Here is a 24,428-nt window from a genome sequence, read left to right as displayed (position 1 = left end):
TTCAGTATAGTTGAGCTTATTATTGACTAGAGTCATGCTCTCTTGGGCTCCCCCCGTCTCAATCTTGCTCTCTGCAGCCCAAAGCGCCAGCAGGGATCCTCATTTCTTGGCGGCAACGTTGGATCAGATCTCCCGACACCCCCACCAACCGTCCTAGCCATTCGTCCGGCACAGAAGCCAGCAACGCCGGCCCAAACTGCTGATGAAGATGCTGCCAGAGAAGGGTAGCCCGCCGCCGGCTGGGGTAAGCCTCTGTCAACTTTTGCAGGATCTCGGTGCTGCGAGCGCGACGACGATAGCCCCACTGACCCGTACAGCCCAGTGAGTCAGAGCCGTTGATGGGTGTGGGGGTGCTGTTTGATGTTGTCGGCATCCTTCACCTCCACAACCGCGTTGAGGATCCGTCGGGGCTCAACGCTGTGATTGAGCTTAAACACCCCCCGCTCTGGAGTGCAGGTTTGGTGCAGGGGGATATGGCGAAACTGGGGCTTGCTGCGATAGGTGCGGGCCGCTGCCTGCACCCGTTCCACGAAGTCTTCTCCCAACAACACCCCTGGCGGGAAAACATCGGTGGGCAAAGTTGGGATCCCGTTGTTCACGATCTCGGCATAGGTTGTGGCGTAGAGGAGAACATAGGAAGTGCTGCGGCGTTCTTGGGCCAGGCAGTCCAAATCGGCAGCAGGCACCGGCTCGGCCACCAAAACCTCTACCAGGCGACCTTCCTGATCCTGCTGGAAGCAAGTGGCCACTCCCAGCACCACGTACTCCAGTCCTTGCACTGGGCTGGAGCCAAGGTGAGTTTGAGCAGTATCCGACATCGATGCCGATCTCCAAGCGGGGGAGCGAACTTTCACGGCTCCGGCAAGCGCCAAGATCCCTCAAGCCGGGCGCAGTTCTCACCATAGCAACAATTTTTGCGTCGGGCAGCGGGAGCTGTTGCAAGATAGAAGGCGGATCCCAGCCCAGCTCTCTGTGAAGGATGACAGGGGCAGCATTTGGCTAAAGGGATCCAAAATTTGCTTTACTGTAGCGAAGCGGGGTCAGTACTGCCCGAGGGGAGCAAGGGGTTGGGTTCCAGGCACCTTTGGCAACCCTTGATTCATCATTATCTAGGAAATACTTGCTCTAAGGATCCGACCATGGCGGATGGCGAATACAGACCAGGCTTGGAAGGCGTTCCGGCCACACGCTCCAACATTAGTTTTGTGGATGGCCAGGCGGGGATCCTGGAATATCGGGGCATCCCCATCGAGGAATTAACCGCCCACAGTACCTTTCTGGAGACGGCCTACCTGCTGATCTTTGGCAAGCTGCCGACCCAGTCGGAGCTGGACAATTTTGACCAGGCGATCCGCAGTCATCGACGGGTGAAATACCGCATCCGCGACATGATCAAGTCGTTTCCGGAGTCGGGCCACCCGATGGATGCTCTGCAAACCTGTGTGGCGGGCTTGGGGCTGTTTTACCCGCTGCGGGAGATGGATCCCGACTATGTGTTCGGCACCGTCACCCGGTTGCTCTCAAAGCTGCCGACCATGGTGGCGATGTTCCACCAGATGCGACAGGGCAACGATCCCATTCCCCCGGACGATAGTCTGGATCACGCTTCCAACTTTCTGTACATGCTCTCGGGCAAGAAGCCGGATCCCTGGTTGGCCCGCATTTTTGACATCTGCCTGATCCTGCACGCCGAGCACACGGTCAATGCCTCTACGTTTGCCCTTCTGGTGAGCGCTTCCACGCTGGCTAACCCCTACAGCAGCCTGGCCACGGCGGTGGGTACCCTTTCGGGGCTGTTGCACGGGGGGGCCAACCAACAGGTGATGATGCTGCTGCGGCAAATTGGCTCGGTGGAAAATGTGCGCTCGTTTATCGAGGAGAAACTGGCCAAAAAACAGCGCATCATGGGCATGGGGCACCGAGTCTACAAGGTGAAGGATCCGCGGGCCACTATCCTGCAGCGGCTGGCCGAAGAGCTATTTGAGCGCTACGGCCACGACAAGTACTACGACATCGCCCTGGAGGTGGAGCGGGTGTGCGAGGAGTTGCTGGGGCCGAAGGGGATCTACCCGAATGTGGACTTCTACTCAGGGTTGGTCTACGCCAAGCTGGGGATCCCAGAAGATTTGTTTACACCGGTGTTTGCCATTGCCCGAGCGGCGGGTTGGCTGGCCCATTGGCGGGAGCAGTTGTCCGATAATCGGCTTTTCCGACCCACCCAGGTGTACACAGGTGAACGCCAGCAACGCTATATCCCCATAGAAGAGCGAGGTTGAGAGCCGTTTGACAGGGCGCTGGGCCGAGATCCAAACTCAGTAAGGCCCAAGTCGTGCGTGAGGTGGTGTGTTGAGCCTCTTGGACTCTCCCCTTTGGCGAGACGGATTCACCCTGTTTCTGAGCCTTGTGGTGCAGGCCATGCCATTTCTGCTGCTGGGGGTGTTTCTATCGGGGCTGCTGGCGGTGTTTGTCGAGGGATCCCAGTTGGCCCGTTTCCTGCCCAGAGGCAAAATCGGCAGCGCGGTGGCCGGTGGCGCTTTAGGATTCTTTTTCCCGGTGTGCGAGTGCGGCAACCTGCCGGTGGCCCGTCAACTGGTGATCAAAGGGATCCCACCCCACGTGGCGGTGGCCTTTCTGTTGGCGGCGCCGGTGTTTAACCCGGTGGTGATCTTTTCCACTTGGATTGCCTTTCGCTCCATGCCGGAGCTGGTGATCTACCGAGTTCTCTTTTCCTTCGGCATTGCGGTTGTCGTCGGCTTGATCTTCAGCCTGCAAAAGGATTTCCAGCCTCTGTTGCAGCCGTCAGTCTGGCGGGAGCTGCAGCGCAATTGCTCCCAAGAAGCTGATCCGAAGAACATCTCCCGCTCGCCGTTGTTGCAGGGGGGCACCTTCTGGATTGGATCCCAGAGCCCTGCTCAAGGGGCCTCTGGCGGATCCCTGGCCACTTTACAAACGGCTGAAGATGTGTATCGCTCTGCTCTGGCCGCTGCGCCTTCTCCCTCCAGGGGACAAAAAGGAGTTCTCCTGCTGCAGACCTGGGCCAGGGAGATCCGCGAATTGGGATCCGTGCTCATCTTGGGCTCGGCGATGGCGGCCCTGATTCAAACGGTGATCCCGCGTTCGTTTGTGCTGGATTATGGCCAAGATGCATTGCTCTCAATCCTGATCATGATGGCCCTGGCCGGGATCATCTCCATCTGCTCGACGGTGGATGCCTTTTTCGCCCTCTCCTTTGCCGCCACCTTCACGCCGGGATCCCTGTTGGCTTTTATGGTGTTTGGGCCGATAGTAGACTTGAAAGCCATAGGCTTGATGCTCACTCTGTTCAAGCCCCGCGCCATTTTCTACTTCGTGATCTTGGTCTTTCAGCTTACTCTGGTGGGAGCTTTAGCCATCAACTACTATGGCAGTTAAAGCGTTTGTTTGAACCTTTCTCCACAGGGACACCCTCTCCATCCACTCTCCGTCAAATATTCGTCAAATATAGTTGCTTCAGTTTAGGGTAAGACGCCTGGGCTCCTGATCGCGCCAGCGGGACGGAGTCCTTGAAAAGCCTTCCGGCTCGGTGCACTTTAAGTGTGGGTGCAGTGTCCTGCTTTAAATCGAAATGACTATAGAAAGAGTTGCCTGGATAAGGTTTGTCACCAGAGGACTCTGCTCCCAGACGGTTGAGAACTCAGGTGTTACAGGCATTATTGTAGTAAACTCAAGAAAGACATAGTCTGGATTTGATGATTATCGCGACTCTATTGGCAGCAGGACAAAGCTGTGAGCAATCTATACTCGGCAGACTTTAACTTGTGGATTGACCAAACAACCCGGCTATTGCGGGAAAGGCGCTGGCATGAAATTGACCTAGCACACCTAATTGAAGAGGTTGAGAATTTGGGCAAGAGCGAACGACGAGGGATTGCCAGTCAATTAACTCGCCTTCTGCTGCATCTACTCAAGTGGCAATATCAACCTCAGCGCCGTTCAGATAGCTGGCTAGATTCCATTACAGATGCGCGAACCCAAATCGGATTGGCCATAGAAGATAGCCCTAGCCTAAAAGGTTATCTGGTAGAGCAACTTGAAGAGAGTTATCAACGGGCGCGCCGCCAGGCAGCCAGGCAAACGGGGATAGAAATCTCGACATTTCCAGATGTCTGTCCCTACTCTCCAGAGTTGGTGCTGGCAGAAGATTGGCTGCCGGAAGTTTGACAAGCATTCGACAGTGGACAGCATTTCCCACAGCACCGACCCCACAGTTCTGGCCTGGTCTTGCCTCACACAGGCAGTCCATTATGCATTAAATACCGACAACATAGATAGACTGAGGCCAATTGCCGCGCTTCCTCAAGCAGAGGCTTGCTTCTGCCAGGTGCGCATCTTGCCCGGATTAAGCAACCCATAGGGATCCACTTCTTCTTTAAAACGAATCTGGCGCGGATCCATCACTTTGCGCCCACCGTCTTCGATGATGAAAGTGTGGGGGTTGGCAATAAATACTCCCTGCTCTTCGTGGTAGCGCATGATCTCGTTCAGGCGCTCTTCGGTGGTAAAGCGGACAATTTGCAGGCCGACGGGGGTAGCTTGCCCGTTGATGCGAATCCACTCCAGGTGCATCAGCACTTCGTCGCCAAAATACTCGTACATGTGCTGCACCAGCTTCAGCTCCCGATCGGCGGGAAAAGCCGATTGTAAATAAGTCAGGCTGGGATCCACGCTGCGGCAGTGCAAAGTGGTGTGGTTCCAAGAAAATTCCCCCAGCGAGATCCCCTTGCTGGCCTCCTGGGCCGTTTTGTTGTAAACCACTTGGCCCCCATGTTCCCGGACAAGCTCCAACAGCGGCTCCAGGCTGCATTCGGCCACCATCAACAGGGCCACAGCGGATCCCTCTGGAAAATGACCCCGCAGCGGTGCAAAGTAGCTGGGGATCGGCCAAGCGTGCAGGCTGATCATCTTCTTGATGATCCCATCCGCATCGCCCAGGGCCTGGCCAAAATGGGCACAGGGCATAAACCCTCCTGCGGGGGGAAAAGCCACCACCAGCTCTGCCCAAGGGTAAGCAGGCGCCAGCGGAATCTCCACCTCGGTGATGATCCCATTGAGGCCCCAGGCATGGCTCACTTGGAACACCTCGTCTCCCCGCAGCTCCAGCACCCGCGGCTCTTCCTCCAGGGTGACCACCCGCAAACCCAAGATGTTGCCGCGATCCCGCAGTTGGCCGTAGGTCACAGAGCCAATGCCGCCGCTGCCGCCGGCAATGAACCCCCCGATGGTGGCCGTGCGATAGGTGGAAGGAGCCATGCGGATCTCCCAGCCCATCTCCCGGGTGTGTTTGTCGATGGCCATCAACTTGGCCCCCGCCTGCACCCGCGCCAAGCCCGGCTTTGCCCAAAGCACCTGGTTGAGCTTGCCCATGTCCAGGATCACACCCCCGGCCAGCGGGATACATTGGCCGTAATTACCGGTACCGGCACCGCGCACCGTAACCGGGATCCGCAGCCTGGCACAGGCCGCTGCCACCCGCATCACCTCGGCCTCATCGGCGGGGCGCACCACCAAATCTCCCCGCTTGTCGCTCAGTTGTCGGCTCAGCACGGGGCTGTAGTGGTAAAAATCCAACGACAACTTGGCCACCTGAGCCGGATCAGTGATGATCTCAATACCCTCTAAGTCAGAACGCAAAGCCTGCAGCTTGTCAGGAGCGGCAACGATCATGGGTATCCGTATTTGGGTGCAACGGTTCTTCAGACTCCATCATCGGCAGAAATTGCCTGCAAAAGGGTTTGCCGAGAACAGTATGGGAAGGATCCCTGTCCGGCCAGGTCGATTAGCCGAAGCGGCCCTCCACATAATCTCTTGTGGCTTGCTTGGTGGGGCTGTTGAAGATGACTTCAGTTCTGTCAAATTCAATCAGCTCGCCCACACGGTTGGATCCCACCAGCTCCACACTGAAGAAAGCCGTCATATCCGAGACGCGGCTGGCCTGCTGCATGTTGTGGGTGACGATGATGATGGTATATTCCTCCTCCAGCTCCTTCATCAGCTCCTCAATGCGGCGGGTGGAAATGGGATCCAGTGCCGAACAGGGCTCATCCATCAAAATCACATCCGGCTGTACCGCCAGAGCGCGGGCAATACACAAGCGCTGCTGCTGCCCTCCCGACAGCGACTGACCATTTTCTTTCAACTTGTCTTTGACTTCATCCCAGAGGGCAGCCCGTTTCAGCGAGGTTTCCACCACCTCGTCCAAGTCCACCTTCATCCCCAGCACCCGCGGGCCGTAGGCCACGTTGTCGTAAATGCTTTTGGGGAAGGGATTGGGTTTTTGGAAGACCATGCCGATACGCCGCCGCACCGCCACCGGATCGACCTCTTTGGCGTAGAGATCCTTGCCGTGGTAGGTGAGCTTGCCCTCTACACGAGCACCGGGGATCAAATCGTTGGTGCGGTTAAAACAGCGCAGAATCGTGCTTTTGCCACAGCCGGAAGGGCCGATAAACGCAGTAATCTGTCGGGCTGGGATGTCCAGAGTAACATTTTTTACCGCCAGATTGGAGCCATAGTAGACATTCAGGTTCTCGGTCCTGAAAACGTAAGAGGTCTGGTTAAGAGATTGAGTTTGCATGGCAGCACTCACAAAAAGAGCTAGAGTTCGACGAAGAGTTCGATTCAAGACTTTGTTGAGAATCCTCAGGCTATTTCCTGGTCTTGTACACCAAAAAGCGAGCGATCAAGCTGGCCGCCAAAACAATGGCTAACAAAACCAAAGCGCCCGCCCAAGCCAGCTCCTGCTGCACCCTGTAGGGAATGATGGAGAAAAAGTAGACCATCACCGGCAAGGTAGCCACCGGGCCAAATAGATTAGTAGACCAGAAATTGTTGTTGAAGGCGGTAAAGAGCAGAGGTGCAGCCTCGCCTGCCGCTCGGGCCAAAGCCAGGATTAGCCCGGTTACGATGGCCGGTGCCGCTGCCGGCAAAACAACGCGCATTGTGGTCTGAAAGCGATTTGAGCCCAGGCCAAGGGAAGCCAAGCGCATGTCGGGCGAAACCAGCAGCAACGCCTCCTCGGTGGAGCGGATGACAATCGGCAGCATCAGCACGCCAAAAGCCACCCCTCCCGAGAAAGCCGAAAAGCCGGATCCCCTCACCACCACAGCATAGGCAAACAGGCCGCAGAGAATGGCCGGTACCCCCGTGAGCACATTGCAGGAAAACTTAACCAGATAAGCCAAGCGGGTGCCGCGACCGAATTCAGACAAGTACACTGCCGCCAAGATGCCGAAGGGAAAGCTCAAAGCCGCCCCCGTAGCCAGCACCATTAAATTGCCGACAATTGCGTGACCAAAGCCCCCTTCCGCCAGGCCAGGGGCAGGGTAGCGGGTCTGGGTGAGGACATCCCAATTTATCCGCTGGATGCCTTCCTTGCCCACATCCCACAGCACCCAAGATAGGGAAGCTATGATCACCGCCACAAAGAGGCCACTCAGCAGGGTTAGGACAATGCCTGTGTAATTGCGGACAGGGGCAATGGCGGCACGAGTAATGTCGATGTCAACCTTCTCAGGGGCAAGCTGTGCTGAGTCGGACATGATAACAGTGCTCCTTTATCTTCTTTCTGCTTCCCAAGTTACTGCTCCAAGTTTTGAAACTTGCGGATGATGATCTCGGCAACCATGTTGACCAATAACGTCAGCACCATCAGCACCACGCCGGCATACATGAGAGCCGAAACCTGCAAGCGTCCTGCCTCGCCAAACTGAGAGGCAATCAAGCCAGTAATGGTGGATCCCGGCTGCATTAGGGAGATATTGATGCGGTTGGCGTTGCCGGAAAGCATGGCCGCCACCATGGTCTCTCCCAGGGCCCGCCCCAGCGCCAGCATGATCGAGCTGACAATGCCCGACAGGCCGGCAGGGATCATCACCGTTAAGATGGTCTCCCAGCGGGTTGCCCCCAGAGCCAAAGCCCCCTCTTTTAGGCTGCGTGGCAGAGATTCAAAGGTACTGCGGGTAATGGAGATGATGATGGGAGAGATCATGATCCCCAGCACCATAGCCACTATCAACAAGCTGGGCCCCCGCGGAGCCGGGCCACCCAAGAAAGGGATCCAACCCAGCGTCTGGTTAATGGCTCGAAAGATGGGCCGCACTGCTGGAATCAGCACAAAGATCCCCCACAGCCCCAGCACCACACTGGGAATGGCCACGATCAGCTCAATGGCAAAGCCAATCGGCTCCGTTACCCACTTGGGGGCAAAACCTTCCGTCAGGAAGATGGCAGTGCCAATGCCCAGAGGGATGGCAAAAATCAAAGCCACCAGAGAGGTTACCAAACTGCCATAAATCTGTGGTAGCACTCCGTAGATGTTTTCCACCGGGTTCCAGCGGGCAGTAACCAGGAAGCCCAAGCCAAACTGCTGAATCGCCGGCAGAGCCGCTTCGGTGGTTTGAAGAATCACCCAGATGAGGATAATGCCGGCAAACCCTGCCAAGGCCAGCGTCAGGCGGACAAAGCCCACATCAACAGCCCGAGACAGGCTCGCCTTTTTCTCAATGTCAACATCGATATCCGGGTTTGGTGGTGAACCATAACCCGTAGCCGCTGAAGTCATAGCCTCTCTCCCATGATCATCTTCGGTTCAAAATCTTTCCTAAAAATCCCACCGTGCAAGGTAAGCCCAGCAGCCGACCGAGAAAGCCTCATCTGCCTCCTCAGCCGGCCACCAGCTCCACTCTAGTGGAGTTCAGGCTGCAACCCAGTCATCGCACCGCATTGGGGTTAACGGTGATGGCATCCAGCTCTGCAAAGATCCGCTGGATAGCCGCCTCAGGCATAGGGATGTAGTCCAGCTCCTTGGTGATGGCTTGACCCTCTGGCCCCTGGGTCCACTTCAGAGCCTCCACCAGCTTGGTCAGCTTCTGCTGATCGGGATACTCGCGGTACAGCATCACCCAGAACAAGCCCACGATTGGGTAGTCATTTGGCCCTTCAGGGTCGGGCACCAACAGCGCAAAGTTATCAGGAATGGGAGCATCCAGCGCCGAGGTAGCTGCCTCAGTCGAGAACTCAACAATGTTGCCCGCTTTGTTTTCCAAGCGAGCAGTGGCCATCTTTTCCAGCTTGGCATAGGACTGGTTCACGTAGCCAATTGCCCCTGGCTCCTGCTTGATGGTGGCGGCTACGCCCTCATTCCCTTGGGCTCCAATGCCAACAGGCCACTCGACAGAAGTACCAGCACCGGCTGTCCAATTAGGGCAAACAGTTCTGATGTGGTTGGTGAACACAAAGGTAGTCCCAGAACCATCAGAGCGGTGTACCCAGGTGATGTCCAGGGGTGGCAGCTTGTTTGCTATACGTGGGTTCTCGGCCTTGATGCGAATGTCGTCCCAGCGAGTGATCTCGCCGGTCACGATGCCGCAGTAGGTTTTCCGCTTCAGGATGAGCTCTCCGTCTTCAATGCCGGGCAGGTTATAGGCAAACTCGATGGACCCTCCCGCCAGAGGCAACTGTAGGGGCTCATAGCGGTATTTAGCTCGGAAGTTTTCCAGGCGAGCACCGGAGAAAGGCGCCTCGGAAGCGCCGAAGTCCACAGTGCCATTGATCACCTGCTCTAGGCCAGCACCACTACCGACAGACTGATAGCTGACTTGCACAGTGGGGTCTACGGTGCGGTTGTAGGCGTCAAACCAACGTTGCAGCAAAGGAGCCGCAAAGGTCGCGCCCGCCCCGGAGATTTGCACGGTTTGGGCTTGAGCCGAGGTCGCTGTTAGAAATCCTACTGTTAGAGCGGTGAGGGAGAAAGCAGAAAGCAGGGTTCGCATAGGTAATATCTGTGGCAAATCAACATCTTCAACCCTATAACCTCAAAGTTAACGGAGGGATATCTAAAGGTTAACTTTGGGTTAAGTCAAGAGAAAAATCGATATTTTTGAGTGTGCTGGCTCGTTTCCAAACCTCGATTTTCCATCTGGTGGTTTTGGCCAGTTTGGATTTCAGCAAAATCAGGATCCTGGAGCCCAGGATCCGCGAAAAGGTCTAGCTGCTGAACTTCTATCTCGTTTGACAACTCATTTGACAACCAATCCAACAAACATAACTTGAATAAGAGCTGAGCTGGGACGGCTACGAAAAAAAACTCGAGTCAGATCCGAGATGTGTAAAATTTAAGACAAATAGATTGCTCCTGTCTTGGCAAGCTTGGACATGATTTCAGCAGGTGGGGAAAAGCCCCGCCCAGAGATTCTTTCGGCTTTTGGCAGAGAGAATTGGTTAGAAGATAGACTCCAACCTTCTAGACGTGGGGCAGCTCTACATGTTCCCCGAGCAGAGAAAGATCTGGGCTCTAAGCTGGGATCCGCCCGCCCCCCATGAGGTACAGCAGGGCCATGCGCACCGCCACGCCGTGGGTGACCTGCTGCTCAATCAGGTTCAAGCTGGGATCCTCCATTACCTCGGAGCTGAGTTCCACACCGCGATTGACCGGGCCGGGGTGTAAAACCCTCACCTCTGGGTGGCACAGGCGCAGCCGCTGCCGCGTGAGGCCGAAAAGGTGGTGGTATTCCTGCAGGCTGGGGAGAAGGAACTCGCCCATGCGCTCCTGTTGCAGGCGCAAGGTGATGACAAAACGCGCCCCTTCGAGGGCAGGCTCCAGCTGCCAATGGACAGGGAGCGTGTGGCCGGGCACAAACTGGGCAAAATCCTTGGGCAATAGGGTGGGAGGGCCGGCTAAGTGAACCTCAGCTCCGGCGGCCACCAGGGCGTAGATATCGGAGCGGGCCACTCGCGAGTGGAGAATATCGCCGACAATGGCGATTTTGATCCCTTGCAGCAACTCCAGACGGGGACGCCGGGGATCCAGATGGCTGCAGAGGGTAAACAAATCCAGCAAACCTTGGGTGGGATGTTCGTGCAGTCCATCCCCGGCATTGAGAACGCCCACAGGGGATCCGCGGCGGTCGATCTCGGCAGCTAATTGTTGGGGCACTCCTGCCTGGGCATGGCGAACGATTAAGAGATCGGATCCCATGGCCAGAAAGGTGCGGGCCGTATCCAAGAGCGTCTCCCCTTTGCTCAAGGAAGAGGTGCCTGGGGAAAAGTTGAGCACATCGGCCGAAAGGCGCTTGGCCGCCAGCTCAAAACTGGTACGGGTGCGGGTGGAAGGCTCGAAGAACAGCGTCACCACCACCTTCCCCTGCAAGGTGGGCACCTTGGGCAACCGCCGCGTCAACACCTCCTGGAAACTGGCGCTGGTCTGCAAAACCATCTGGTATTCTTCGGGAGTAAAATCCGCCAAGCCCAAGACGTGCTGCCGCTGCCAAGCCATAGGGGATCCTCAAATGCCCAGGCGGGCAAAGATCTCGTCCAAATGGGTTAGGTGGCGCCGCGGATCAAAACAAGCCTGCAGTTCCGCCTCGCTGAGGTGAGCCATCACCCGGGGATCCGCCAGCAGATTGGCGCGAAAGTCCCCCTTCGGCTGGTTCCAGGCGCGGTGAGCATTTTCCTGCACCAGGCGGTAAGCTTCCTTGCGGCTAAGGCCCTTCTCCACTAAAGCCAGCAGCACCTGCTGGCTGAAGATGACGCCGCCGTAGAGGTTGAGATTGCGCTCCATGTTGCGAGCGTGAACCTGCAGGTGGCGCACCAGGTCGGCCATGTTCACCAGCAGGTAGTGGCAGAGGATGGAGGCATCCGGCAGGATGACCCGCTCTACGGAGCTGTGGGAGATGTCCCGCTCATGCCAAAGGGGAATGTTTTCTAGGGCCGAGACGGCATACCCGCGCAGGAGACGGGCCAGCCCCGTCAGTTGTTCCGCCTTGATGGGGTTGCGCTTGTGGGGCATAGCAGAGGATCCCTTTTGGCCGGGGGCAAAGTACTCCTCAGCCTCCAGTACCTCTGTTCGCTGCAGGTGGCGGATTTCAGTAGCAAAGCGCTCTAGGGAAGAGCCAATCAGAGCCAAGGTTTGCACGTATTCAGCGTGGCGATCCCGCGAGATTACCTGTGTCGAGGCTGTATCGGGCTTCAGGCCCAGGCGAGCGCAGGCCAACTGCTCCACCTGGGGAGGCACGTTGGCGTAGGTGCCCACGGCGCCAGAGATCTTGCCCACCGCCACCACTTCCCGCAGGCGAGCTAGGCGCTCTTGGTGGCGCAGGCACTCGGCCAGCCACCCTGCCAGCTTAAAGCCAAAGGTAATCGGCTCGGCGTGAACACCGTGGGTGCGGCCGATCATGAGGGTGTAGCGGTGCTGCCGAGCTTGGTCGCGGATAGCAGCGATGAGGTCGGCCAGGCGGGCTTGCAAGATCTCCACCGAGGCCACAAGCTGCAGGGCCAGGGCCGTATCCAACACATCCGAGCTGGTCAGGCCCAGGTGGATGTAGCGCCCTGCCTCGCCCACGTGCTCGTTGAGGTTGGTTAAGAAGGCAATAACATCGTGCTTCACTTCCGCCTCAATTTCCAAAACCCGCGCCGGGTCAAAGGCGGCTTTGGCTCTGATCTCCTGCAGGGCTTCTTGCGGGATCCGCCCCAGCTCCGCTTGCGCTTCACAGACAGCCAGCTCCACCTGCAGCCAGGTCTGGAGCTTGTGGGCAGTGGACCAAATCTGGCCCATTTCGGGCAGAGTGTAGCGCTCGATCAAGGTGCCTTTTCCGTCGGTACAGTAGGATGAGCTAGGCTATTTTAGCCTTTGGCGTCCCCCCTCGAGGAAAAGCCGCTGGGGGATCCCTGCGGGCTTGGCTTGCGGTGTCGAAGGAGCAGCAAGGAGTTTGCAGATGACCGTCGGAGCTGTGCCAACTCAGGGAAAAAGAGCTTGGACAGCCGAAGAATTCATGGCGTTGTCCAGGGAGGGACATCGCTACGAGATTGTTGATGGGAAGCCAATTGATATGGGAAGCGCGGGGGCACTCCATGGTTATGTCTGCAGCCTCCTATTGGCAGCTTTGACCCCCTACGTTTTGTCCAACAAGCTGGGGATCGTTTTAGATTCCAGCACTGCTTTTAAGATGAAGAGTGGAAATTGGCGCTCCCCTGACATCTCTTTTTTTGCTAAAGAACGCTTGCAGGGCATGGCTGAACTGCCCACAGGATTTTTGGAAGGCGCTCCAGATCTGGCTGTTGAAGTGCTTTCCCCCCGCAATACGGTTGAAGAAATTCATGACAAGCTGGTGGAGTACTTTGAAAATGGCAGCCGCCTGGTTTGGCTGGTTCACCCCAGCGAGCACTACGTCCTGGTGTATCGCAGCTCTCAAGAGCCTGACCGCCTCCTGAAATCGGTTGATCTTCTAGAAGGTGAAGAGGTTATTCCAGGATTTGCCCTGCCGGTGGCTCATCTATTCCAGAAGCTTTCCTTGTAACATCCCCCCGCCCTCACTCTAGCCAATAGAGCTTGGGCCTCCCAACCTTGCCATTGGGCATTCCTGCCCCGCGTCACAGAACGACTTGGCAGAGGAGTCGGTATCTCGACCCTGACTTTCCCGCCAGAGCGCGGAACTTGTAGCTCCCCGCACCCCTTGCAAGTTAAGTGCAGGGGGTTGCCCCTCTCGCCGACGGTTTATATTGAACTAGTTCGGGATCCGAAGAGGACGTCATTAGCGGTGCGGAGCACAATCAAGTGTCGATGGGGAAGGATAGCTCTGATAGGTTTCTTGGCAGCATTCCTCGCTCCTGCCCCTGCCATCTCTTTGCCTGCCTTCCCACCTCCTCCTGAGAAGACCTCGGCCCCAAACACCGCTTCCGAGTTCAACTGGCAGGGATCCCTCAAGTTGCTGCGGGGGGATCCCGTAGCTGCCCTGGCGGATCTGGATCGGGCGGTGCAGTTGGATCCCAGCTATGCGCCGGCCTATGTGAACCGCAGCTACGTCTACAACCAGTTGCGCCAGCCGGAAGAAGCTCTGGCCGATGCGGAGCGGGCCATTCAGTTGGATCCGCGAATTCCAGAAGCCTACTTCAGCCGCGGCGTGGCCCACCTGCAACTGGGGGATCGAGAAGCCGCCATGGCCGACTTTCGCCAGGCGTTGGCTCTCTTCTCCAAGAGCGGCAACTTTGCCGACCAGGCCAGCCTGCAGCAACTGCTGCGCCAGTTGGGGGTGGATTAGCCTTGAGTCTTTAGAGACTTGCGTTCTCCCAACCACTCTGATAAGGAAACTTCCTGAGCTTGCAGCCCAAAGACCTGACAAAAGGACTTCACCACCACCGGGGCCACTGCCGCCATCGTTACTCGGGGACAAAACTGAACCAGGGATCCCACCGGGCGATCAGGGATCCCACAGGGCACGATGGCCTCGAAGGCAGCTAGATCCGGGCAGACGTTGAGGGCAAAGCCGTGGTAGGTCACCCAGCGGGAAACCTTGATGCCGATGGCCGCCACTTTGCGGCCCTGCACCCAAACTCCTGTCAAGCCAGGGATCCGCTCCCCCTGTAGGCCGAAGTGGGCCAAGGTCTGGATAACCACCTCTTCTAGCTGGCGTAGGTACTCGTGGAGATCTGGGCGGTGGCGCTTTAGGTTCAGCATCGCATAGCCCACCCACTGCCCCGGCCCATGGTAGGTCACTTCGCCGCCGCGCTCCACCCGCAGGATTTCCGGCTCTTGTTCAGAAGGAGATTCCGGGTGGATAGCCGGGGATCCTATCGGCTGAGAAAGGCTCTTGAGAAACTTGGGATCGGCTCCTGCCCCCAAGGTGTAAACCGCAGGATGGGTGAGCAGCAGTAATCCGTCCGGCAACTGGGGATCCCGGATCATATGGGCCAGTCTTGCCTGCTGCCAAGCCCAGGCAGTGCGGTAGGGCACTTCACCCGGCAGGTGAACCTGCAGAAGCGGCAGTTGCACGGGGGATCCAGAAAAGTTCACCTAGCTTACAGGTTTAGTTAACCTGCGCCCGCAACCGCTCCAACAGTGCCCGCGGCTGCAACAGCCCCTCAATGCGGTCAATCGGCTTCCCATCTTTGAAGAGGATCAGCGTTGGCACCGCTTGAATGCCCCAGCGAGCAGCGATGGTTGGGTACTTTTCGGTGTCAACCTTCACAAAAGTAACCGCATCCCCCACCTGAGGTTTTACCTGCTCCAACACTTGCGCCATAACCTGACAAGGGCCGCACCAGGAAGCATAAAAATCCACCAGGATCGGGGTTTTGGATCCCTGAATCATGTCGTCAAAGCTTTTGAATTGCTGTTTGTGCGCCATAGGAAACTCCCAGAGTGTTCTGAAAAGCCTGAGATGAAATCTATTTGTAAGCTAACTGTTTGAGATTAAAAATTGGTGTGGAGATCTCGCCGCAGCCTGCTTCGGTTTCCCGGTAGGATGGCTAGGGTTCAGGAGAAGAGCTAGAGCGTGCCTGTAGTCTAGGGTGTTGTGGTGGACAAAGGGGCAGACTTTAGCAGGGTTTAAGGACTTGGAGGAGTGGGATCCCAATGGCAACAAGTAGCAGCATGGTGAATCGTGGCGTGTTGGCCACAGTGCTGGCTGGGGTAGGACTCAGCCTATGGGGGGCTTGGCGTTGGCTGTGGGATCCCTCGGCTTGGAGCCAGGTGGTGGCCGGGCTGCTGCTCAGCTTGGGAACGTTGCTGTACTGGCTGAAAACCCGCCCCGCTGACCAGCTGGTGGTGGAACCCAAGGGCTGGGGCATAGGCCGCAACACCTTGGAGCACTGGGTTATCCAGGCGGAGTTCGTGGCCCGCAACCTCAACCCCCTCTTTGAGGTCACCTTGGCCCAGGTGCAGCCGCGACTGCATTTGCTCAGCGCTGGCTCCCCAGAAGGCATTGACACCCGCCTACGCCTGCGCTCTCGCCATCCGGATCTTCCCCCCCGGCAAGACAACTACTGGCAGGCTTATATCCTCACCCCCCAGAGCCAGACTGGCCTAGAAGTCGAGATCGAGCTGAAGGGGAAAGGGCTAGCGGATCTGCGCTCGGCCTGGCTCCAGCTGGACTACATCCAGTACGGGCGGCAGCGGCGCACCCTCAAGACCAGCCATCTCATCCTGCCGTTGCAGGAGGTGGAGCCCTTGCCAGAGCTGAACTGGCAGCAGCAGGGATCCCTCCTTTGGGCCGCCGTTCCCACCCATCTGCTGACCCCCAGCGATGACTTGGCCGAGGTGCTACGGCGGTATGTAGGCCCTCACATCCAGCCCGGCGATATGGTGGCCATCTCGGAAAGCGCCGTGGCTATTGTCCAGGGCAACTTCCGCCATCCCCTGCAGGTGCAGCCCGGCTGGCTGGCCCGCACCCTGTGCTACTTCTTCCCCTCCAAGACCAGTCTTTCAAGCTGCTACGGAATGCAGACTTTGATCGACTGCTCCGGGGCCTGGCGGGTGGTGTGGGCTTTTGTGGTGGGATCCCTGGCCAAGCTGCTGGGGATCTCTGGGGTGTTTTATGCCCTGGCGGGGGAGCAGGCCGATCTCATCGACGACGTTACTGGCACCCTGCCTCCCTATGACCAGTTCATCGTGCTGGGGCCGCGGGATCCGGCCAAGTTGGTGGGGGATCTGCATCGGCAGACGGGCTACGAAGTGGCCATCGTGGATGCCAACGATCTGGGGCAGGTCAAGATCCTGGCAGCCAGCCCCGGCGTAGAGCGGGAGCTGGTGGAGCAAGCCCTGGGCAAGAACCCCGCCGGCAATGCCGCTGAACAAACCCCCCTTGTGCTGATCAGGAAGATGACACCTGACTGAGGCTCTGCTGGGATCCGAGGGCTTGCATCGCCTGGTGAGTGGAGAGGAAGAAGCGCTCAGCGCCCACTTTCTCCACAAACCCAGCCTTTTGGAGGCGATCCATTACCGGCCCCTTCACCTCGGCCATGGCAAAGCCCACCCCTGCCTGCTGCAAACGTTCCACCAACTGGGTCAGCACTTCCAAAGCGCTGCCGTCGATGAAGTTGATGGCGCTGGCAACGAGCAGCACCTGCTCCACTGTGGGTCGCGCCGCCACCTCCCGCAGTAGATACTCCTGCAAATAGGCCGCGTTGGCAAAAAACAGGCTCTCGTCCACCCGCACTGCCAAGATACGGGGATCGGTAATCACCTCATGGCGCTGCACGTTGCGGTAGTGCTCCGTACCGGGCACCTGACCCACGATGGCAATGTGAGGACGGCTAGCCCGCCAAAGAAAGAGCAGGATGGAGACTAACACCCCTATTCCGATCCCCTGCTCCACTCCGATCCCCAGCACACTGGCAAAGGTTACCAACCAAACCAGGGCATCGCCGCAGTCGTAGCGCCAGCTTTGCAGCAGGGGGTGAAAATCCACCAGTGCCAGCACTGCTACCAGAACGATGGCCGCCAGGGTGGTCTGGGGCAAGAAGGTGAACAGGGGCATCAGCCAGATGACCGTCAAAGCCACCAACAGGCCGGTGATCAGGGAAGCCAGGCCGCTGTTGGCTCCCGCTTGAAAGTTCACCACCGACCGGCTAATGCCGCCCGTTACCGGATAGCCGCCACTGCAGGCTGCTGCCAAGTTGGCTGCCCCCAAAGCCACCAGATCTTGGTTGGGATCCACCTTCTGCCGCCGCTGGCTGGCCAAGGACTGCCCCACGGCATAGCTCTCCGTGAAGCCCACCAAGCTGATGGCCAAGGCTGTGGGCAGAAGCGCTGTCCACTGCTCCCAGCTCAACTGGGGGAAGCTCAAAGGGGGCAGCCCGGAAGGAATGGAGCCAACAACGGATACCCCTGCCCTCTCCGAGAGGTTTAGGCCCCAGACCAACAGGCTGGTCACGAGCACAGCCGCTAGCGGTGCCCCCTTGGTCAAAATCAAGGCCCAACCTGGAGGCACACCCCAACGCCGCAGTTGGTGGGGCAACTTTCGCTGGGCGTACACCAGCAGGGATATGGCCAGCAGCCCCAAGCCAAAGGTTACCCAGTTTACCTTATCCAGGCTCTGCCACAGCCGCTGCACCAACAGCAAGAAGGACTCCGTATTGGCGATCTTGACCCCCAAGAGGTGCCGGAGCTGGCTGAAGCCGATGATCAAGGCCGCCGCGCTGCCAAAGGCAGTCACCACTGCATGGCTGAGAAAGTTAGCCAAAAATCCCAGCCGCAGCAGTCCCATAGCCCCCTGGACCAGACCCACCTCCAAGGCCAGCCCCAAAGCCAACTGTCCATACTCCGGGCTGCCCGGCAAGGACTCCGTCCCGCTGACGCGACCGGCCAGCGGCTCTAACCCTGCCGCCACCAAGAGGGAGATGATGGCCACCGGCCCTACCGCCAAGGCGCGGCTGGATCCCAGTAGTCCATAGACGATCACCGGCAAAATACTGGCGTACAGGCCCACTTGGGGGGGCAACCCGGCCAACAGGGCATAGGCCATGCTCTGGGGCACCAACAGAATGGCCACCACAAGGCCGGCGATCAGATCTCCCGGCAAATCTGATCGTTGATAGTGGAAGACCCAAAGGGACTCCTTAGCAAAGGGCAGGTACCGCGCCAGGATCCCTTGCCCCCCAGAGGAAGTAGAAGGGATCCCACTCATAGCCCCTGACCTCGGTTCCAGGGCATGCGAGCCAAGAGCAGAGCCATGCCACAGGTGTTGGTGATCCCGGCAAACACCAGCCCAGCGCCCACGAAGCCACTCAGCAGCAGCCACCAGGAGTTGACAAACGCCCCCAGAAGGGTTCCGGTGAGCACCAGGGATCCCGCCGCAATCTGCACCTGCCGCATGATGGAGATGGGCGCATTTTGGGTGCGGGTAACGGGCAGCTTGGCCGCTTTCCAAGCCTCGATCCCTCCCTTAAGGCTAATCACCTCCGGCCAGCCGCGGTCTAGCAACTGACAACCGGCGCGGATGGAGCGGCTGCCCATGCGGCAGTGCAACACCACCGGCTTCTCTGGCGTGGAAGCAGGCACTTTGGCCGGGTCAAAGGTAGATAGGGGCATGTTGATGGCCCCCGGGATCCGCTCATCGGCATATTCTCCCGGCTCCCGCACATCAATGAGCTGGACTCGCCCCTGATCCAGCCACTGTTTTAAGGTCAGGGCATCGATCTCCTTGAGACGGGGATCCCGTTCTTGCGAAGCGGAAGGGATAGGGTTTTGTTGGGTTACGGTCATGGTTGTCTCCTTGCTTCTAGCGTTGTCTAAAATGCAAAATGCAGCGATTTTTGGGATTAATCCCCCTCCTCAAGCCAATGACTGGGCTCACCGGGGTAAAACCGGCTATCCAGGATTTGCTCTGAGGAATAAGGGCAGGTTTTGGGGAAAATCTTTCTGGGCAGCTTGGTCTCCTCCAGGGCCAGCTTCAGCGCCCCCAAGTAAGACTTGGAGATGGCCTCTGGCAAATAGGGCTCGAGACTTGGGCTTTCTTCAAGAAGCTCCAGAACTTCCTGCCGCTGCAGCTGGAGGGTGAGGAGCCAGCTTGCGGATCTCCCCTCTGGCTGGTACTCCCACTTGAGGAGATGCCCAACCAAAACTGCAAGTCGGTTTCGCAGTTCCTGCCGCTGTTGCCTGCCCAACGATTCAATCTCCTCGACTAAATTGGGCAGATCCAGCTTCTCCCAGGCCCGATCCCGCAGAAATTGAGCTTGTTGCTGGATCCAAGCGTAGAAATCGCTCTCATAGAGACTTTCTCGATCCACGCTCAAACTCTCCATTTATCCACGCTCAAACTCTCCATTTCTGGCAAGCCAATTGAGAGAAGGTTACCCAGAGCAGCGGGCCCTCACCATCGGAGTTTCACATGGGCTCCCCAGCCGGCGGGGGCTTACCCTGCACCTCGCTACCCAGAAGGAATTAAACCGCTGCTGCCACTTGGCCGCACTGCTCGTTGGCCGGCACCGCTTCCTGGATCTTCTTCGGCTGGGGCAGGTTGAGGCTGTTCATCAGGGCAATGAAGCTCTCACGGGAACGCAGGTTGCCCGTTTCCGGATCCACAAAGCGCGGGTTCCAGCGCTTCTCCTCACCAATGGTGGAGACGGTGTGCCCGCGATAGTCGTGGCCAGGATAGACCAGCGTCTCATCGGGCAGCGTAAACAAGTGCTGGGTAACATGGTCGTACATCAGGCCGGGATCCCCGCTTTGGAAATCCGTGCGCCCACAGCCGCGGATCAGCAGGGCATCTCCGGTAAGGACGCGATCCCCATTGACGCGGTAGGTCATGTGGCTGTCGGTGTGGCCCAGGGTAGCGATGGCTTCAATGACGACGGATCCCACCATGAGCGTTTCCCCATGGCCGATAAAGCGATCCGCACACTGAGCCTTAGCCTGTACCGGCACCACCCCTTGGCAACCGGTCAGTTCCCGCAGCTTCCCGGTTCCCGTAATGTGATCGGCGTGAACGTGGGTTTCCAGGCAGTACTTCAAGGTTAGACCCAATTCCCGAATCAGCTTCAAATCCCGCTCCACCTGCTCCAGCACTGGATCCACCAGGGCGGCCTCGCGAGTTGTCGGATCCGCGATTAAATAGGTGTAGGTGCTTGTTTCTGCGTCGAACAGTTGGCGAAATAGCATAGTGCCCTCCTGTCTGGTATCGAAAGTCCGACATGAACTTGGACTTTCTAGGAATACTATATAACTATCTAGTGTTAAAATCAAGTCGACGAACGGCGCAAGCAGGTTTGTTGATGGGAGAAAGCCGGTGAGCAGAGCGGATGTGAATGAGTGTCGCACGATCCTGACGCCGCAGGTTCTCAACAGCGTGGCGGAGTACTTCAAGGTTTTGGCGGAACCCAGCCGGCTGCAGATCCTGTGTGAGCTGCGCTCTGGGCCGAAGAATGTAACCCAGATTCTGGAAGCCACCGGCATGGGCCAGGCCAATGTTTCCAAGCACCTGAAAATCTTGGCGCAGGCAGGGATCGTCAGCCGTCAGCCCAAGGGGGTGAGTGTTTATTACCAAATTGCGGATCCCATGTGCTTTGAGCTGTGTGAAGTGGTATGTCGGCAGTTGGTGAGTCGGCTACAACAGCAAGCCCGCCAACTGGAGCCGCTGGCAGCCATTCACCCAGGTCAATCGAGCTGAGGCGGAAAGGGTTCTCAAGTAGGTTGGGATTTCGCGAGCACCCGAAGGTTATTCCAGCCCCAGCCGCTGACGAAAGTAAGGGATGGTCTGTTGCAGCCCAACCTGCAAAGGGATCCGAGGTTCCCACCCCAAGAGGGCACGGGCTTTGCGAATGTCGGGCCGCCGCTGCTTGGGATCATCTGTTGGCAGAGGCCGGTAAACGATGGGAGAAGGGCTGCCGGTGAGGGCGAGCACCTGCTGGGCCAGCTCCAGGATCGTGAACTCCTCTGGGTTGCCCAAGTTAAAGGGTCCGGGGTAGGGGCTGTTCATCAGCCGGATCAAGCCCTCTACCAAGTCGGAGATGTAGCAAAAGCTGCGGGTCTGGGATCCATCCCCATAGACCGTCAGGGGATCCCCGCGCAGGGCCTGGACGATAAAGTTGCTCACCACGCGGCCATCGTCCTCCCGCATGGCGGGGCCGTAGGTGTTGAAGATGCGGGCCACCCGGATCTCCGTCTGGTATTGCCGCTGCCAGTCGAAGGTGAGGGTTTCCGCCAAGCGCTTGGATTCGTCGTAGCAGGCCCGCGGGCCGATGGGGTTGACGTGGCCCCAGTAGTCTTCCGGTTGGGGATGCACTTGGGGATCCCCGTACACTTCTGAAGTCGAGGCCAGCAGGAACCTCGCTCCCGTTTTCTGGGCCAGTTGCAGCAGGTGGTAGGTGCCCCAGAGGCTGGTGCGGATGGTGCGGATGGGATCCGCTTGGTAGTGGGGGGGAGAAGCGGGGCAGGCCAGGTGGTAGATCTGCTGGATCCCAGCCTCTGCCAAAGCGGGCGGCAAGGGCTCGGCAACGTCGTGCCAAATGAACTGAAAGGCGGGGTTGTCCAGATGGGCCTGGACATTGAGCTGCCGGCCTGTGGAGCCATTGTCCAGGCAAATGACCCAGTGGCCTTCTTGCAGAAGGCGGGTTACCAAGTGGGATCCGATAAATCCCAGGCCACCCGCAACCAGGATCTTCATGATTTCCCCTGATTTCCCCAGCACCTACCAGCCCACTCCAATGAGGGTTATGCCCGCCTGCCGCACCGCCTCCCGATCCAGACAGTTACGGCCATCGATGAGCAAGGGCCGCCGCATCAGCTCTGCAATCCGTCGGTAATCCAGTGACAAGAACTCCGGCCACTCCGTCACCAACACCAGGGCATCGCAATCTTGGGCCAGGCGAAACACATCCGTTTCCACCACCACATGGGCCAACCCCTCCCGCATCCCTGAAGCGGACACAACGGGATCATACGCCTTCACCTTTGCCCCAAGGCGGTGGAGCTGCTCGATTAAGGTCAGGGAAGGGGCATCCCGCAGGTCGTCGGTGTGGGGTTTAAACGTCAGACCCAGTAGGCCAATGGTTTTTCCCTTGAGCACCTTGAGGGCTTGCTGCAGCTTTTCCACCAAACGTTGCCGCTGTTCTCGGTTAACCTCCACCGTGGCCTGCAACAGCTTGGCCTCATAGCCGTAGTCAGCAGCGGTTTGGATAAGAGCCGCCAGATCTTTGGGGAAGCAGCTTCCGCCCCACCCTATGCCAGCGTTGAGAAAGGCGCGGCCAATGCGCCTATCTAGGCCGATCCCTTCTGCCACCTGGGTGATGTCGGCGCCGGTGCGCTCGCAGATGTTGGCCATTTCGTTGATGAAGCTAATCTTGGTGGCCAGGAAGGCGTTGGCGGCATACTTGATCATTTCGGCAGAAGCCAGGTCGGTGACCAGCAAAGGCACGGGATCCCCTTGCAGGCCCTGCTGGCGGTTGAGGATGGGTTCATACAGCTGCCGCATGATTTCAATGGCGCGGGGGCTGTTGGAGCCAATCACAATGCGATCCGGGTAGAAGGTATCTTGGATGGCACTGCCCTCCCGTAGGAACTCGGGGTTGCTCACCACGTCAAACTGCGGCGTCCAAGGCGAGAGCTCCAAGGTCAGGGATCTGGCCTCTGGATCTCTCCCCACTTCTCGGCTGCTCAGCCGCTGCTTGGCGGCTTCGGCGGCCCCGTCCAAAATGAGCATGCGCACCCAGTCCCCAGAGCCAATGGGCACAGTGGATTTGTTGACAATGACTCGATAGTGCTCGTCCAGATGCTGGCCAATTTCCCGCGCCACTGCTTCCACGTAGCGCAGATCGGGATCCCCGCTGGGCAGGGCCGGGGTGCCCACGGCAATAAACACCACCTCGCTGGCCTGGATCCCAGAGCCCAGATCGGTGCTAAAGTGCAGCCGACCCGCCGCAGTTCCCTCCCGCACCAGCTCTTCCAGGCCGGGCTCGTAGATGGGCAGGCGACCCCGCTGCAGCCCTTCAATCTTGGCGGGGTTGTTGTCCACACAGATAACGCTATTTCCTAGGTGAGCCAGGCAAGCCCCTGTTACCAGGCCCACATAGCCAGCGCCTACCACAGCAACGTGCATACTCAGAGTTCGCTCCCCAATCGGCGGCCACTTGACTAAGCCTTAGCAGCTTGCTTTTAGGGTACCCTCCCTTACCCCTATTGAGGTCGGTGACAGAATAAAGCAGGATATCTGTGGATCCCCGCCCGAGCTGCAGTGAGCTTTCTGGATTCTGCTGCCATAGCCAGCCGCCGTCAGCGCCAAGTGCAGAGGGTGCTGTACGTCACGCTAGGGCTAAATGTCCTGGTGTTTCTGATCAAGTTAATCCTGGGGCTGACGACGGGATCCCTGAGCCTCATTGCCGATGCCCTACACAGCTCCACCGACAGCGCCAGCAACATTTTGGGCTTGGTGGCCATGCGCTTTTCTTCGCCAGAGCCCGATGACGACCATCCCTACGGCCATCGCAAGTTTGAAGCCATTGGAGCGCTGGGGATCGCCGCCTTTTTGGGGATGGCCAGCCTGGAGATCCTGCGCACAGCCGTGGAGCGGTTTTGGGAGCCCCAGCCCCACCTGCAGATCGATGAGCTGACCTTGGGGATGATGGTGGGCGTGCTGGGCATTAATGTCTTTATCACCCTCTACGAGCACCGCTGGGGCAAAGCTCTGTCCAGCTCGCTGCTGTTGGCCGATGCGCGCCATACCCTCAGCGACGTTGGGGTAACGCTGACGGTGTTGCTGGGGTTGGCCGGCATGCATTATTGGGGGATCCCTTGGTTGGATCAAGCCCTGGCTTTGCCGGTGGCGCTGCTGGTGCTCCGAAGCGGCTGGGAAGTGCTGCAGGAGAATCTTCCCTACCTCACCGACCGGGTGGCGATCCCTGCCGAGGCCCTGCGGGATCTGATCCTGAGCGTGCCAGGCGTGCTCGACTGCCATGACATCACTTCCCGCGGGATCCCAGGGGAAATGGTCTTTATCGAGATGCACCTGGTGGTGGAGCCGCAGGATATCGAGTCCGCCCACCGCCTCACTGAGGAAGTTGAACGCCTCTTGCAGGAGCGCTACGGGCCAGCGCGGATCCTCATCCACCTGGAGCCCCGCTCCCATATCGAGCAACCCTAGCAGGAGCATGACTCTAGTCAATAATAAGCTCAACTATACTGA

General features: G+C 58.3%; 25 protein-coding genes. 8 read left to right on the top strand and 17 right to left on the bottom strand.

Going from position 1 to position 24,428, the window contains the following annotated elements; translation table 11 throughout:
- Window positions 1–58 precede the first annotated feature (58 nt).
- Together NW843_RS01185 and NW843_RS01180 are read right to left on the bottom strand one after the other, a co-directional pair.
- Window positions 59–373, bottom strand: a complete 315-nt coding sequence (locus tag NW843_RS01185; protein ID WP_414521872.1) for a hypothetical protein — start codon at window positions 371–373, stop codon at window positions 59–61.
- Window positions 327–818 carry a hypothetical protein gene (locus NW843_RS01180; protein ID WP_414521871.1) on the bottom strand — a complete coding sequence of 164 codons (492 nt, stop codon included), beginning with the start codon at window positions 816–818 and terminating at the stop codon, window positions 327–329. Before NW843_RS01180 ends, NW843_RS01185 begins: the two co-directional genes overlap by 47 nt.
- 321 nt (window positions 819–1,139) lie before the next feature.
- Here NW843_RS01180 and NW843_RS01175 point away from each other — a divergent pair, with 321 nt between their 5' ends.
- The 3 genes from NW843_RS01175 (at window position 1,140) to NW843_RS01165 (ending at window position 4,200) form a co-directional block, all read left to right on the top strand.
- On the top strand, window positions 1,140–2,276 hold the full coding sequence (locus NW843_RS01175; protein WP_414330694.1) for a citrate synthase: 1,137 nt from the start codon (window positions 1,140–1,142) through the stop codon (window positions 2,274–2,276).
- Between the two features lie 79 nt (window positions 2,277–2,355).
- Window positions 2,356–3,411: a permease gene (locus NW843_RS01170; protein ID WP_414521873.1), complete on the top strand. Its 1,056-nt coding sequence runs from the start codon at window positions 2,356–2,358 to the stop codon at window positions 3,409–3,411.
- 354 nt (window positions 3,412–3,765) lie between these two features.
- Window positions 3,766–4,200, top strand: a complete 435-nt coding sequence (locus NW843_RS01165; RefSeq protein WP_414521870.1) for a DUF29 domain-containing protein — start codon at window positions 3,766–3,768, stop codon at window positions 4,198–4,200.
- A gap of 135 nt (window positions 4,201–4,335) precedes the next feature.
- Here the strand turns inward: NW843_RS01165 and NW843_RS01160 are convergent, their stop codons facing one another.
- The 7 genes from NW843_RS01160 to purB form a co-directional block, all read right to left on the bottom strand.
- Entirely contained in the window at window positions 4,336–5,703 is a 1,368-nt protein-coding gene (locus NW843_RS01160; RefSeq protein WP_414521869.1) for an FAD-binding oxidoreductase, read from the bottom strand.
- Between the two features lie 112 nt (window positions 5,704–5,815).
- The gene (pstB, locus tag NW843_RS01155; RefSeq protein WP_099883872.1) at window positions 5,816–6,613 is read right to left on the bottom strand and encodes a phosphate ABC transporter ATP-binding protein PstB; all 798 of its coding nucleotides are present in this window, start codon (window positions 6,611–6,613) and stop codon (window positions 5,816–5,818) included.
- A 70-nt stretch (window positions 6,614–6,683) separates the two neighbouring features.
- Window positions 6,684–7,577: a phosphate ABC transporter permease PstA gene (pstA, locus tag NW843_RS01150; RefSeq protein ID WP_414521868.1), complete on the bottom strand. Its 894-nt coding sequence runs from the start codon at window positions 7,575–7,577 to the stop codon at window positions 6,684–6,686.
- A 38-nt stretch (window positions 7,578–7,615) separates the two neighbouring features.
- Window positions 7,616–8,599, bottom strand: a complete 984-nt coding sequence (gene pstC, locus NW843_RS01145) for a phosphate ABC transporter permease subunit PstC (RefSeq protein WP_414521867.1) — start codon at window positions 8,597–8,599, stop codon at window positions 7,616–7,618.
- A gap of 148 nt (window positions 8,600–8,747) precedes the next feature.
- Window positions 8,748–9,809 (bottom strand): phosphate ABC transporter substrate-binding protein PstS, encoded by a 1,062-nt coding sequence (gene pstS / locus NW843_RS01140; protein ID WP_414521866.1) that lies wholly within the window; start codon window positions 9,807–9,809, stop codon window positions 8,748–8,750.
- Between the two features lie 521 nt (window positions 9,810–10,330).
- Window positions 10,331–11,311: an aspartate carbamoyltransferase catalytic subunit gene (locus NW843_RS01135; protein WP_414521865.1), complete on the bottom strand. Its 981-nt coding sequence runs from the start codon at window positions 11,309–11,311 to the stop codon at window positions 10,331–10,333.
- A gap of 9 nt (window positions 11,312–11,320) precedes the next feature.
- A complete protein-coding gene (purB, locus tag NW843_RS01130; RefSeq protein ID WP_414521864.1) occupies window positions 11,321–12,616 on the bottom strand; it encodes an adenylosuccinate lyase in 1,296 nt (431 codons plus the stop codon).
- Window positions 12,617–12,749: 133 nt separating this feature from the next.
- Between purB and NW843_RS01125 the strand changes: the two genes are divergently transcribed.
- Entirely contained in the window at window positions 12,750–13,331 is a 582-nt protein-coding gene (locus NW843_RS01125) for a Uma2 family endonuclease (RefSeq protein ID WP_011430559.1), read from the top strand.
- A 291-nt stretch (window positions 13,332–13,622) separates the two neighbouring features.
- The gene (locus NW843_RS01120; RefSeq protein ID WP_414521863.1) at window positions 13,623–14,072 is read left to right on the top strand and encodes a tetratricopeptide repeat protein; all 450 of its coding nucleotides are present in this window, start codon (window positions 13,623–13,625) and stop codon (window positions 14,070–14,072) included.
- On the opposite strand, the gene lipB is transcribed toward NW843_RS01120, so the two are convergent.
- Entirely contained in the window at window positions 14,069–14,803 is a 735-nt protein-coding gene (gene lipB / locus NW843_RS01115) for a lipoyl(octanoyl) transferase LipB (protein WP_414521862.1), read from the bottom strand. The genes NW843_RS01120 and lipB overlap by 4 nt on opposite strands.
- Window positions 14,804–14,837: 34 nt before the next feature.
- A complete protein-coding gene (gene trxA / locus NW843_RS01110) occupies window positions 14,838–15,158 on the bottom strand; it encodes a thioredoxin (protein ID WP_414373515.1) in 321 nt (106 codons plus the stop codon).
- Window positions 15,159–15,385: 227 nt separating this feature from the next.
- Here trxA and NW843_RS01105 point away from each other — a divergent pair, with 227 nt between their 5' ends.
- On the top strand, window positions 15,386–16,645 hold the full coding sequence (locus NW843_RS01105) for a hypothetical protein (RefSeq protein WP_414521861.1): 1,260 nt from the start codon (window positions 15,386–15,388) through the stop codon (window positions 16,643–16,645).
- Here the strand turns inward: NW843_RS01105 and NW843_RS01100 are convergent.
- The 4 genes from NW843_RS01100 to NW843_RS01085 all read right to left on the bottom strand — a co-directional run bounded on the left by NW843_RS01100 (window position 16,623) and on the right by NW843_RS01085 (window position 20,410).
- Window positions 16,623–18,437, bottom strand: coding sequence for a SulP family inorganic anion transporter (locus tag NW843_RS01100; protein WP_414521860.1), 1,815 nt, complete (start codon window positions 18,435–18,437; stop codon window positions 16,623–16,625). The genes NW843_RS01105 and NW843_RS01100 overlap by 23 nt on opposite strands.
- Complete coding sequence (locus tag NW843_RS01095) at window positions 18,434–19,015, bottom strand: rhodanese-like domain-containing protein (RefSeq protein ID WP_414521859.1); 582 nt, start codon at window positions 19,013–19,015, stop codon at window positions 18,434–18,436. Before NW843_RS01095 ends, NW843_RS01100 begins: the two co-directional genes overlap by 4 nt.
- 56 nt (window positions 19,016–19,071) lie before the next feature.
- On the bottom strand, window positions 19,072–19,554 hold the full coding sequence (locus NW843_RS01090) for a DUF29 domain-containing protein (RefSeq protein WP_414521858.1): 483 nt from the start codon (window positions 19,552–19,554) through the stop codon (window positions 19,072–19,074).
- Between the two features lie 139 nt (window positions 19,555–19,693).
- A complete protein-coding gene (locus NW843_RS01085) occupies window positions 19,694–20,410 on the bottom strand; it encodes an MBL fold metallo-hydrolase (RefSeq protein ID WP_414521857.1) in 717 nt (238 codons plus the stop codon).
- A 127-nt stretch (window positions 20,411–20,537) separates the two neighbouring features.
- Between NW843_RS01085 and NW843_RS01080 the strand changes: the two genes are divergently transcribed.
- Window positions 20,538–20,918, top strand: a complete 381-nt coding sequence (locus NW843_RS01080; RefSeq protein WP_414373502.1) for an ArsR/SmtB family transcription factor — start codon at window positions 20,538–20,540, stop codon at window positions 20,916–20,918.
- Window positions 20,919–20,966: 48 nt separating this feature from the next.
- Here the strand turns inward: NW843_RS01080 and NW843_RS01075 are convergent, their stop codons facing one another.
- Together NW843_RS01075 and NW843_RS01070 are read right to left on the bottom strand one after the other, a co-directional pair.
- On the bottom strand, window positions 20,967–21,914 hold the full coding sequence (locus NW843_RS01075; RefSeq protein ID WP_414521856.1) for a UDP-glucuronic acid decarboxylase family protein: 948 nt from the start codon (window positions 21,912–21,914) through the stop codon (window positions 20,967–20,969).
- 24 nt (window positions 21,915–21,938) lie between these two features.
- Window positions 21,939–23,345 (bottom strand): UDP-glucose dehydrogenase family protein, encoded by a 1,407-nt coding sequence (locus NW843_RS01070; RefSeq protein ID WP_414521855.1) that lies wholly within the window; start codon window positions 23,343–23,345, stop codon window positions 21,939–21,941.
- 135 nt (window positions 23,346–23,480) lie between these two features.
- On the opposite strand from NW843_RS01070, the gene NW843_RS01065 reads away from it, so the two are divergent.
- Complete coding sequence (locus tag NW843_RS01065; RefSeq protein WP_414521854.1) at window positions 23,481–24,386, top strand: cation diffusion facilitator family transporter; 906 nt, start codon at window positions 23,481–23,483, stop codon at window positions 24,384–24,386.
- The last annotated feature ends 42 nt before the right edge of the window (window positions 24,387–24,428 follow it).

The sequence above is a fragment of the Synechococcus sp. R5-12 genome (genome assembly GCF_047502655.1).
Taxonomy (GTDB): domain Bacteria; phylum Cyanobacteriota; class Cyanobacteriia; order Thermostichales; family Thermostichaceae; genus Thermostichus.
This window is presented reverse-complemented; position numbering and strand designations above follow the sequence as displayed.